This is a genomic window from Bacillus haikouensis (genome assembly GCF_013179555.1).
GTDB lineage: Bacteria > Bacillota > Bacilli > Bacillales > Bacillaceae_B > Rossellomorea > Rossellomorea haikouensis_A.
Genome location: NZ_JABMCR010000147.1, coordinates 1 through 10,758, shown reverse-complemented (window position 1 = coordinate 10,758; position 10,758 = coordinate 1). Strand labels below are relative to the sequence as shown.

At 39.3% G+C, this 10,758-nt stretch carries 13 protein-coding genes; 9 read left to right on the top strand and 4 right to left on the bottom strand.

What is annotated here, in order from left to right; all coding sequences use genetic code 11:
• The coding region (locus HP456_RS14295) for an MFS transporter (RefSeq protein WP_172252229.1) at positions 1 to 700 on the bottom strand (700 nt) is incomplete at its 3' end.
• Between the two features lie 225 nt (positions 701 to 925).
• On the opposite strand from HP456_RS14295, the gene HP456_RS14290 reads away from it, so the two are divergent.
• The 5 genes from HP456_RS14290 to HP456_RS14270 all read left to right on the top strand — a co-directional run bounded on the left by HP456_RS14290 (position 926) and on the right by HP456_RS14270 (position 5,700).
• Positions 926 to 1,645 (top strand): class I SAM-dependent methyltransferase, encoded by a 720-nt coding sequence (locus tag HP456_RS14290; protein ID WP_172252227.1) that lies wholly within the window; start codon positions 926 to 928, stop codon positions 1,643 to 1,645.
• Positions 1,646 to 1,790: 145 nt separating this feature from the next.
• Positions 1,791 to 2,426 (top strand): FMN-dependent NADH-azoreductase, encoded by a 636-nt coding sequence (locus HP456_RS14285; protein ID WP_172252225.1) that lies wholly within the window; start codon positions 1,791 to 1,793, stop codon positions 2,424 to 2,426.
• Between the two features lie 169 nt (positions 2,427 to 2,595).
• Positions 2,596 to 3,255, top strand: coding sequence for an O-methyltransferase (locus HP456_RS14280; RefSeq protein ID WP_172252223.1), 660 nt, complete (start codon positions 2,596 to 2,598; stop codon positions 3,253 to 3,255).
• Positions 3,256 to 3,546: 291 nt separating this feature from the next.
• Entirely contained in the window at positions 3,547 to 4,191 is a 645-nt protein-coding gene (locus HP456_RS14275) for an SDR family oxidoreductase (protein ID WP_172252221.1), read from the top strand.
• Between the two features lie 489 nt (positions 4,192 to 4,680).
• Positions 4,681 to 5,700, top strand: coding sequence for an STAS domain-containing protein (locus HP456_RS14270; RefSeq protein ID WP_172252219.1), 1,020 nt, complete (start codon positions 4,681 to 4,683; stop codon positions 5,698 to 5,700).
• A gap of 246 nt (positions 5,701 to 5,946) precedes the next feature.
• Here HP456_RS14270 and safA read toward each other — a convergent pair whose 3' ends face one another.
• Positions 5,947 to 6,576 (bottom strand): SafA/ExsA family spore coat assembly protein, encoded by a 630-nt coding sequence (safA, locus tag HP456_RS14265; RefSeq protein WP_172252217.1) that lies wholly within the window; start codon positions 6,574 to 6,576, stop codon positions 5,947 to 5,949.
• A gap of 393 nt (positions 6,577 to 6,969) precedes the next feature.
• Between safA and HP456_RS14260 the strand changes: the two genes are divergently transcribed.
• Positions 6,970 to 7,173 (top strand): hypothetical protein, encoded by a 204-nt coding sequence (locus HP456_RS14260; protein ID WP_172252215.1) that lies wholly within the window; start codon positions 6,970 to 6,972, stop codon positions 7,171 to 7,173.
• 11 nt (positions 7,174 to 7,184) lie between these two features.
• The gene (locus HP456_RS14255) at positions 7,185 to 7,904 is read left to right on the top strand and encodes an HAD family hydrolase (RefSeq protein ID WP_172252213.1); all 720 of its coding nucleotides are present in this window, start codon (positions 7,185 to 7,187) and stop codon (positions 7,902 to 7,904) included.
• A 41-nt stretch (positions 7,905 to 7,945) separates the two neighbouring features.
• Here HP456_RS14255 and HP456_RS14250 read toward each other — a convergent pair whose 3' ends face one another.
• Positions 7,946 to 8,425: a hypothetical protein gene (locus HP456_RS14250; protein ID WP_172252211.1), complete on the bottom strand. Its 480-nt coding sequence runs from the start codon at positions 8,423 to 8,425 to the stop codon at positions 7,946 to 7,948.
• A 158-nt stretch (positions 8,426 to 8,583) separates the two neighbouring features.
• Here HP456_RS14250 and HP456_RS14245 point away from each other — a divergent pair, with 158 nt between their 5' ends.
• Together HP456_RS14245 and HP456_RS14240 are read left to right on the top strand one after the other, a co-directional pair.
• Complete coding sequence (locus tag HP456_RS14245) at positions 8,584 to 9,297, top strand: nucleotidyltransferase domain-containing protein (protein ID WP_172252209.1); 714 nt, start codon at positions 8,584 to 8,586, stop codon at positions 9,295 to 9,297.
• 497 nt (positions 9,298 to 9,794) lie between these two features.
• Entirely contained in the window at positions 9,795 to 10,499 is a 705-nt protein-coding gene (locus tag HP456_RS14240) for a class I SAM-dependent methyltransferase (protein ID WP_172252207.1), read from the top strand.
• Positions 10,500 to 10,549: 50 nt separating this feature from the next.
• Here the strand turns inward: HP456_RS14240 and HP456_RS14235 are convergent.
• Positions 10,550 to 10,758, bottom strand: a 209-nt coding sequence (locus HP456_RS14235; protein WP_172252205.1) for an IS3 family transposase, incomplete at its 5' end; no start/stop codon positions are given.

Here is a 10,758-nt window from a genome sequence, read left to right as displayed (position 1 = left end):
TAATAATTGTCAGGGTTTTCACAGAGGTGAAGCCTTCACCAGCTTCACCGGCAGAACTAAATCCGTAGACGATACCCGCGATTCCAACAGAAGACAGAATGATCGACCATATATCCACTCTCGGCCTTGTCACTTCTCCTACATTTTGCAGGTACTTCCATGCGAACAGGATAGAGAAAATCGAGAAAGGAATGACAGTTATAAATAACCAGCGCCATCCAAGTATATCTACGATTACGCCTGACAGGGTCGGTCCGATCGCAGGAGCGAACATAATGACCAGTCCGAATGTTCCCATGATTTTACCACGGACTTCAGGCTTGTAAATAAGTAATATTGCATTCATGATGACTGGAATTAACAAGCCTGTGCCGACAGCCTGGATCATTCGCCCTGCTAAAAGCATGGGGAAATTCATTGCTGATGCAGCGATTGTCGTTCCTAATAAGAATATAGTCATGACACCAATAAACATCTGCCTGGTCGTGAACCATTGGATCAATAAGGCTGATATTGGCATCAATACACCCATCACCAGCATAAAGCCTGTTGCCAGCCATTGAACAGTCGGTGCTTTCACCCCGAACACATGCATTAATTCGGTTAATGCTATATTCAATAATGTCTCATTCAAGACGGCGAAGAAGGCACCGATCATAAAGGTGATCATTATTGCTTTTGAATTTATTTTTGATTCCATTTTAAACCTCCATTTTCTTTCGAATAATGACCTTACTATAATCCCCTATTAAAGGGATTGTGTCCAGGGTTTCCCCTTGAATTCATATAAAAAATAAAATCAGAATGTACAAAGGTATAAACATTTGTTTGTACTATGATCTGAATGCCTTTTATAGTTTATAAGAAAAAATGGTAAACTACAATCATGTAATTGTCATGTTACAGGGGAGGGAAGATACATTACATGTCAGATTCAACGAAAGATACATACAATCAATTAGCAGAAACCTACCAGAAAGATATCGATCAAGCAAGTCCTTATAATGCGTATTATGAACGGCCGGCAATGCTTGCCGAACTGCCCGAGGATCTGAAAGACAAATCGATCTTGGATGCAGGCTGCGCCGCCGGCTGGTACACCGAGTATTTTGTTCAACAAGGAGCGAGAGTCACCGGAATCGACCTTAGCCCGGAAATGATTAAAGCAGCTAAAGTGAGGGTAGGAGACCGAGCGACCTTTCTATGCCAAGACCTTCAAACACCTTTGCCTTTTAAAGACGATTCGTTTGATTATATCATCAGCTCGCTTACTCTCCACTACTTTGAAGAATGGGAAGACACCTTCAGAGAGTTTCACCGGGTATTAAAACCCGGCGGTACGTTTCTATATTCCATCCATCATCCGTTCATGGACTTTTCACGAAATAATTGCGAAGATTATTTTAATATAGAGACAATCACTGAAACATGGAAAAAGCCCCATATTACTATCGATGTGACCTTCTTCAGAAAACCATTGGAACGGATCGTTCAAGACACAGCCTGCCATTTTATTCTTGAACGCTTGGTAGAGCCAAAGCCAATCGAAAGAATGAAATCAATAAAAAAGAAATCGTACGACTACCTAATGAAGAATCCACACTTTTTACTTATAAAGGCCCATTCAAAAAAGTCCCATTTATAGGGGCTTTTTTACATTCAGACTGGTTTTGAATATAATCAAGCAAATAACTTGATGAAATTCTTTTCATGTCTTACAATTATCTCGAATTAAGAATATATGCCTTTAAGGTATATACCTTAAACAATTAGAAAGGAAGATTATTAAAATGACAAAAGTTTTATACATCACGGCTCATCCACATGATGACACTCTATCTTTCAGCATGGCTGCTGGAAGTGCATTTATTGACACATATAAGGAAGCAAATCCTTCACATGAGGTTATCACGGTAGATTTATATAAAGAAGATATCCCGCAGATTGATGCAGATGTGTTCCGCGGGTGGGGCAAGCTCCAAACAGGAAAAGGATTTGAAGAATTATCAGATAATGAAAAAGCAAAAGTTGGCCGGTTATCCGAACTTGTGGATCAATTCGTTGACGCGGATAAATACGTATTTGTCACACCATTCTGGAATTTCTCATTCCCTCCTGTGATGAAGGCTTATATTGATTCTGTTTCAGTGGCAGGTAAAACATTTAAATACACGGAACACGGACCGGTGGGTCTCCTGACAGACAAAAAAGCACTTCACATCCAGGCCCGCGGAGGCATATATTCAGAAGGACCTGCGGCGCAGATGGAAATGGGTCACCGTTACCTTGACATCATGATGCAATTTTATGGAGTCCCTTCATTTGAAGGATTATTCATTGAAGGGCATGCTGCAATGCCTGAAAAAGCGCAAGACATCAAAGCAGACGGGATCTCCCGTGCAAAAGACTTGGCACACACTTTTTAAATTAGAAGAGTCAACTTAGGTTGGCTCTTTTTTTAATGGGAATATTAAAATAGCATCTTCTAAAGGTTGAATGAAAATCTACTCCAATTTCTAAAAGTGAAACACAAAATATGTTATTTAATGGTAACATGATGTGTATGGGATAGTTAAATTTAAGAGGAGTGAAGCTATGTCTAAAAAGAACTGGCTGGAAGTTGATCATTATTTCACAGCAAAACTACATAAACCCGACGAAGTGATGGAAGCTGTAATGAAGGCGAATGAAAACGCAGCACTTCCAGCGATTGACGTTGCACCAAATCAAGGGAAGCTGCTTCATTTGCTGGCAAGAATGAAAGGTGCCCGAAGCATTCTTGAAATCGGTACGCTTGGAGGTTACAGCACCATCTGGATGGGGAGGGCATTGCCTGAAGACGGGACATTAATCACACTCGAATACAGTGAAGAACATTCGCTCGTGGCTCGTGAAAATATTAAAATGGCCGGCCTTGAGGACAAAATAACGGTAATCGTTGGGGAGGCACTCGAGACATTGCCGACCTTGAAAGACCATAAATTCGATTTTATTTTTATCGACGCTGACAAAAAAAATAACCCGCACTATATTAAATGGGCTATCCAACTTTCCACCCCGGGTGCCGTAATTATGACAGATAATGTCGTTCGCAGTGGAAAGGTGACTGATGCAGCCAGTGAGGATGAGAATATAAGGGGTATAAGGGAATTTGTGGAGTTACTGTCAAGTGACGACCGAATTGATTCAACGGTCATTCAAACAGTCGGTTCTAAAGGTTATGATGGATTTGTTCTTGGTATAGTGAGAGAATGACCAGTTGAATAGGAATTGCAATATCCGAAGTCTACTATTCTTAATGAGTATGCATTTTAGAAGATGTATACATTTGTAATGAATAAAGTACTATTTAACTTTACTTTTCAACCTTTTCAATGAGTTTCTCATCGTATGAATCTACTTTCCTCCATTCTAAATTAGAGATGACAAATAGAGTTAACGAGCTTACTGTAAACTAATTTCTTGGCAATCAGAAAATTTGAAAACACTATTCAGACATGTCACAATTAATCCATATTGGTTTTTATCGGCAAAGGAGATGAGGATATGAATGTAGCAGTAGTAGGTGCTAATGGAAAAATCGGAAAACACTTGATCAAACTATTACAGGAAAGCGAGGAGTTTTCTCCTCGGGCAATTGTAAGAAAAGTAGAACAAGCCGAATCTTTTCAAAAAGAAGGTATTCAGTCCTCGCTTATTGACTTAGAAGGCACAGTCGAGCATATCGCTGAAGGGCTGGATGGAGCCCATGCGGTTGTATTTACCGCAGGTTCAGGCGGGAATACAGGTTCCGATAAAACATTGCTTGTCGATTTAGATGGCGCAGTGAAGACGATGGAGGCTGCAAAGCAGGCTGGAGTTGAGCGCTTCATCATTGTGAGTGCTCATCAAGCTCATCGACGTGAAAATTGGAACGAATCATTGAAACCGTATTATGCAGCGAAACATTATGCAGATAAGGCGTTGGAACAAAGTGGCTTAACCTATACGATCATCCGTCCTGGAGGACTATTGAACGAAGAGGGTACAGGCCAGGTTGCCGCAGCTGAAAATCTATCACGGGGTGCTATATCGCGGGAGGACGTGGCTAAAACGATCTTTGCTTCTTTAACTGAAGAAAAAACGTATAACACAGGGTTCGACTTGATTGCAGGAAACGATTCTATTGAAGAAGCTATTAAAAGAATCTAACAAAAAAGGAGCGATGATGCCAATCAACGCTCCTTTTGTAATGCAATCTGAATCAAATAAACCGGGTTCGTATAACGGAGAATACTTGCCGGGAAGTTAAAATTAATATGCAGATTCCCCCTTAAATAACCTGAATTAACATAGAATGATTCTATGTTAACATGGTAAGAACATAACTATTTTTAAGGGAGAGGAAATATGGAAGCTCTACTAACGGCCATCATGCTTTTAATCATTCTAATTTCAGCGGTTTTATTTCGGATCCTTTTCTTAGTGACAGCAATACATAAGAGAATTGCAACTATTACCCTCAAACCTGATAAGGCGAGAGAAGCTTATGAAAAATACTTGTCCGGGAATAATAGAACGGACTAAATGAAAAGTAAGTTTTGTAAAAAAAGCAAAGAGACATTATTACCCATTGGAATCCCACGCAATTTATTTTAAGTACAGTAAAATTGGGATGCATATAAAAGAGGAGTGTAAAACGTGCAAACGCAAACGAAATTTAACGTCGAGGGTATTGAATTTGAATGGAATATAGGCAAAGGCCAATTCTCATACGAGGGACAAGATGCAGTTCTTTTCTGGATTTCCAGTGCGATGAAGATGTTCTTTGATACGATAGAAGAGGTGTCTGGTGAAGAAGCTGCAAACTTAGTTCTGGAAACAACGGGTTACAGGCAGGGCCTTGTAGTAGGAGAATATTTTGAGAACTTGAAACATGTTGGAGCTGAGGAGGCTGCGAAGTTAATCGGGCTTACCTACGCTTCTGCAGGCTGGGGCCAAATATCCAGTCATCAATTAGATATTGAAGCTAAAACTGCAACAATCATTCTTAAAGACAGCTGGGAGCATAAGATCAACGTAGCTCAGAAAAAAAGAGAGGGAGGAAAGTTCCTTCCAGCACATTTTGCCGGAATTTTTACCGGCTTACTTAAGGCAAACATTTGGTACAATGTAATTCAATACCAGCTAAATGGTCATGAGTACACAAAGGTTGAGTACTTCCCCTCAGATATTACCGCTCATAACAATGTCCATGAACTCTCACGTAAAAGGGAAACTGAGCAAATCAGACAATTAGAGGCGCTGGTGGAAGACAAAACGAGAGATCTTAAAGAACTGGTAAAAGCCCTATCTTCCCCAATCATACCTGTTCTTGAAGGGGTAGTTGTCGTTCCGCTACTTGGTAAATACGATGACGAACGTGCTGAGGATCTTGTCTATAAAACTTTGAATAAACTGCCTTCCTATAAAGCTAACTATCTGATCCTGGATTTAACGGCAATTGACAATGACATGGATGACCATACAACAAGCCTTATAGAGAAAATTGGTAGTGCTGCATCACTAATTGGAACAAGCACGATTCTTGTGGGTATCTCAGCGCGACTCGGCGCTCATATTGCCCAAACGGACATTGACTTCTCCACGTTTGAATGTTTTAAAACCCTTCAGCACGGTATTCATTTTGCACTTGCGCAGGCGGGACGAAAAATTGTATAGACTTATATCAGAGACTTCTTGTCAAAGAAGTCTTTTTCCATGATGAAAGATGAAGCGTCCGCAGATGGGCAGGTTATTCTAATAAAGAAAGGTCAAAAAGGGAAGGACAATTTAAGGGTTATCTTTCATTAGGAGATACATTCGATAATGAAGTGTATGTTTGACTTCCCCCGTGATCCCATCCCAACTTCATGATAAAAAGGATCAAACCACATCCCCTGTGATTTGATCCTTTCAGATTCTCCTTTATCTTTTTATAAACATTTGAGTCCAGTAATGACCGTACGAACCTCCCTTTACATATCCGACCCCGATTTCTGTATAAGCAGGAGATAGAATGTTTTTTCTATGTCCTTCACTGTTCATCCATGCCTCTACTACTTCAGCTGGGGTGCTTTGTCCAGCTGCAATGTTTTCACCAGCAGTTTGATAGGAAAGGCCGAAGTCTTTCATCATTTGGAATGGAGAGCCATAAGTCGGAGAAGTATGACTGAAATAGTTCTTGTCAATCATATCCTGAGACTTATATCGTGCAACTCTAGATAGTTCCCAATTTTCTTTAAGTGGTGACAGGCCGGCTTTTGCGCGTTCTGCATTCACTAACTTCACCACTTCGTATGTATAATCCTGAGCTTTTTGATCTCCCCCTGGAATCGAAATCGTTTGTCCAGGATAGATAATATTCGGATTATTCAATTGCGGATTGGCATCAATCAGTTCTGATACTCCTACCTGATGCTTTACTGCAATTTTCCACATCGTGTCTCCATATTTAACAGTGTAAGTTCCTGCAGCAGATACTTCCGAACCATTTCCAAAACCGGTGACTAAAGTGACGGACAACAATAAGATAAACAATCGTTTTAAAGTTTTCATAGTTCTATTGAAATATAATACTGGAAACGTTTAAACAGGTAGTTGTTACCATGACTTCCGAACCCTCTACTAATCAGTATCTAGTAATATTTACTAGTATTAAAGTTGATCAATTTAAGGAATATACTTCCAATTAATGAACGGAGATTGGTATACTATAGATGATGGGGAAATTAAGAATAACTAGGACGATATTTTTAGAATAACTAAACGATATAGAAGAATGTTTTTCCGGTTGGGATTTTTCTTGTATTTCTGAAGTACTGAAAGCTTTGGCTGAAACGTATGGTGAAAAAAGAGAGAGCGTGCTCATGCTCTCTTTCATCGTATTGACTTCAAACATTTAAATGTTAAAGGCACTACTAATGTACGAAATAAGGAAGGATGAAAATAATGAACTGGTTATCCGCTTCAGATTTCCTTGCCCCCGCTAACCCTTATGCGGCCTTATTATTCGGGCTGATTTTCACAGCGATCATGTCCACAACCCTTTGGATTGAAACAAAGCAAAAACGCATTCTTTTGGTGGCTGTAATATCAGGGGTTGTCACGACGTTTGCAGGTGTAGGGGTTTTGAAGTTGATAGGGTTTTATTAAGGTGAAGTTGTATGGAACAAAAACCGTATGATGTTTTATTGTTTGATCTGGATGATACATTATTCAATCATTCCCATTGCTTTAAGAAAGCTGTAAAGGAAATAGTTATTGATCATAAAAACCTGAAGCACCTTGATGGGGAAGAATTCTTTACATCTTTTCTAAAAAACAACAACAAACTTTGGAATGAGTTCCAGACTAAGGAACTTTCATTTCAGGAATTCTCTCTGAAAAGGTTAATGATGACCTTCAATCAATTCTTTGTGAGCATAAGTCATGAAGAAATAAGAAGAATCAATGAAAATTATCATGAGAATTATTTAAGGAATATCGTACCCGATCCGGAAATGAATAAATTTTTGAAGCAATTGGAAGATACTTATCAGATGGGGATTGTGACGAATGGCACCAGTTATAATGCTTATAAGAAAGTTCGTCGCCTGGGATTAGATAAATACTTCAAGAAGGGGCATATCATCATTTCAGAAGAAGCAGGGCACAGCAAGCCACATCCCCAAATCTTTAACTATGTCCTGGAACGGTTCAAGATCAACCCTGAAAAAATGCTATTCATAGGAGATAACTATTATACTGATATTTGTGGAGCCCATTCAGCAGGGATGGATACTTTATGGGTCAACCATTTTGATGTGGATCCACCTTTGGAATATGTGCCGACATATTATGTGAAGAACATATTTGATGTAAGAAAAGTAATTAGAATTATATAAAGAAACCGCAGCAGTGTTTTCAAACTGCCACGGAACAATGGTTACTGATTATTGATCTTATCATGAAATTCTTTTAGCTTGTTTTTTGTATCCTCTGACAAGGATTTTAGATTTTCGATGTCTGGATTATCCTTTTTTGCTTCTGCAATTAAAGGATAGAGGCTTTGTTCAATATTCTCGTAATCTTCGGGGTGATTTTCTTCTATTTGTTTTTCGATTTCATCCCATTTTTCTTCAATCATCTTACCCTGCTCATTCAATTTCTGTGTATCTCCGGATGCATTTTTCAAAGACATCGATAACTCTTCTACTGAGTTTGTGGTTTCCTCGAGACCTGCTGAGAGTTGATCCTGTTTTTCGCTATCACCAGTATCATCCATTTTTTCCCCATCACCAGATGCCGGCTCTGTATCCTCTGCAGGTGTCACTTCTTTTACTTCGTCTGCATTGTCAGTTCCGCCGCATCCTCCGAGAAATAGGCCGCCAATTAAGATAAAGCTGAACAACTTAGTGTTTTTCACATTATGACCTCCTTTACCTGTTTATGTCCATTTTTCCCAATAATATCGATACCCAAACGAGGTAAATGGACTCAAGTAAACAGTTGAGAGAATCAGACCATTCTATAAGAGATCTGTAAAGATGGAATTTACAAGGAAAAATTGAAAGGATTTTCAAAATGAATCGAATCGATCCTGCTTCAGCTGCAAAATTATTTACTCAAGAAAACTTTTCTCCGGGCGCAATCGTCTTATTAGGAGGAAGTGTAGTGAGAGATGAAGCCACTTTCACTTCCGATCTGGATATTGTTGTGATTGATGATAAAGTTAGTTCTGCATATAGGGAATCATTGATTGCGTACAAATGGCCCATTGAGGTTTTCGTCCATAATGAGAAAACTCTGCATCAATACTTCATGAAGGATTGTGAAAGGGCCAGACCCTCCTTGCCGAGGATGGTCGCTGAAGGAATCATCATTCAGGACAATGGGTCAGGAAGCACATTAAAGGCAGCAGCAGAGAAGTTATTGAGCGCCGGCCCCCAAGAGTGGGAGCCATCCACAATCATGTTGAAAAGGTACTTTTTAACTGATCTGCTTGATGATTTTATTGGAAGCACACATCAAGGAGAAAGTATTTTTATTGCGGGGAGTCTTGCCGAAGCATTGCATGAATTTGTTTTACGGACCAACCGAAGATGGATAGGTTCTTCCAAATGGATTGTGCGTGCATTGAAGGAATACGATAAAGCATTTGCTGATAGATTCGTTGACTGTTTCGAGACCTTCTTCAGAACAGGAGATAAACAAGCAGTCGTAGAACTGGTGGATACAGTGCTACAGCCACATGGAGGCAGGTTGTTTCATGGTTTTTCATTAGGGAAGCAGCAGTGATGAATTGAAGAGTGATAACCGGAAGGCGAGGTGATGACTGTGACCACACTTCTTGTCGTATTAGGATGTATTTTCAGTGTGCTTGCAGTGGGTTATTTAGAATAGTATATACCTGGAGATTTCTGAAACCGGGAAATGTGTGTAATATATTGTTTATATACAAAGAAACTGAGCATTTATAAACTGCGCAGTTTTCTTTGTTTATTTATAATATAATCTAATTGTAATATTTGTGACATTTCATTCTTAAAATACAGACCATTGATGTCGTGTATGCTGTCAGAATTGACTGTAAAGAACAATGACCTCTTCATGTACTTTGCTATTAAACTATATAAATTAAAATTCTGAGAAGGAATTATCGAATTTTCCGAGCATTTTTTTCACGTGATGATGTTCATTACTTATACTGAATTAACACACTTGTAAAATAATGGTAACCTGTTACTTGAATCCCTGTAATAAAATTAAATCATACCAGCAAAGGGGGCGGAAGAATGAAAGAGACTATTTATAATGAAGAGGAATTACTTAAAATGCTCGACTCACTCTTAAGGGAACCTGATGGATTCTGGACAGCGTTTTATCTTGATCGTAAAAAGGGAATTCCGTTTTTCAAAAATGTGCCTGATGAAAACCTGGTCAGTTACCTCAGCAACGGTTTATTAACTTCGGGCAAAGTATTGGAACTGGGATGCGGTCCAGGGAGAAATGCCATTTACTTAGCATGGAACGGATGGGAAGTGGATGCAGTTGATGTATCTGAGACATCGATCCAATGGGCAAGAGAACGTGCAGCGGATAGTGATGTCTCAATTCGTTTTATACATAAAAATATATTTGATTTAGACATTGAAGCAGGGGGGTATGATTTAGTTTACGATTCAGGCTGTTTTCATCATATCGCTCCTCACAGAAGATTGAGCTATACGAAATTAATCAACAAAGCTTTAAAGAAGAATGGTCACTTTGCACTCACTTCGTTTGTTCCAGGCGGCAAGCTGGGAGGTGCAGAGATGACCGATTGGGATGTGTACAGAACAGGATCTCTCCAAGGAGGTCTGGGGTACGACAAGACGAAATTAGAACAGATATTTTCAGATTTTGACTCAGTCGAAATCAGGAAAATGATGGACATGGATGAAAATCAACAAATGTTCGGAATTTCCGAATTGATTACAGCATTATTCCGAAAGAAATAGAAAGAAAAAACGTTCAGAACGGTGCTTCCCCCCAAAAGTTTGAGTTTCTATTATGCAGCTGATTGGCTGGAGTGAGTTCGATATTCAACAGGACTCATCCCAGCCAATCTTTCTTTTAACCTGTCATGATTGTACCAGTGAATATATTCATGAATTCGGCTTTTTAAATCTTCATAGCCTATTAGTTCTTCACCATAATACATTTCTTGCTTTAAAACCCCAAAGAAATTTTCCATCGAAGCATTGTCTGCACAGGTTG

Bases quoted from the DNA above. Each gene is read 5' to 3' on its own strand.
- HP456_RS14285 (WP_172252225.1), top strand. From the start codon at position 1,791: ATGACAAAAGTTTTATACATCACGGCTCATCCACATGATGACACTCTA.
- safA (WP_172252217.1), bottom strand. From the start codon at position 6,576: ATGAAAACTTTAAAACGATTGTTTATCTTATTGTTGTCCGTCACTTTA.
- HP456_RS14255 (WP_172252213.1), top strand. From the start codon at position 7,185: ATGGAACAAAAACCGTATGATGTTTTATTGTTTGATCTGGATGATACA.
- HP456_RS14275 (WP_172252221.1), top strand. From the start codon at position 3,547: ATGAATGTAGCAGTAGTAGGTGCTAATGGAAAAATCGGAAAACACTTG.
- HP456_RS14245 (WP_172252209.1), top strand. From the start codon at position 8,584: ATGAATCGAATCGATCCTGCTTCAGCTGCAAAATTATTTACTCAAGAA.
- HP456_RS14280 (WP_172252223.1), top strand. From the start codon at position 2,596: ATGTCTAAAAAGAACTGGCTGGAAGTTGATCATTATTTCACAGCAAAA.
- HP456_RS14260 (WP_172252215.1), top strand. From the start codon at position 6,970: ATGAACTGGTTATCCGCTTCAGATTTCCTTGCCCCCGCTAACCCTTAT.
- HP456_RS14240 (WP_172252207.1), top strand. From the start codon at position 9,795: ATGAAAGAGACTATTTATAATGAAGAGGAATTACTTAAAATGCTCGAC.
- HP456_RS14290 (WP_172252227.1), top strand. From the start codon at position 926: ATGTCAGATTCAACGAAAGATACATACAATCAATTAGCAGAAACCTAC.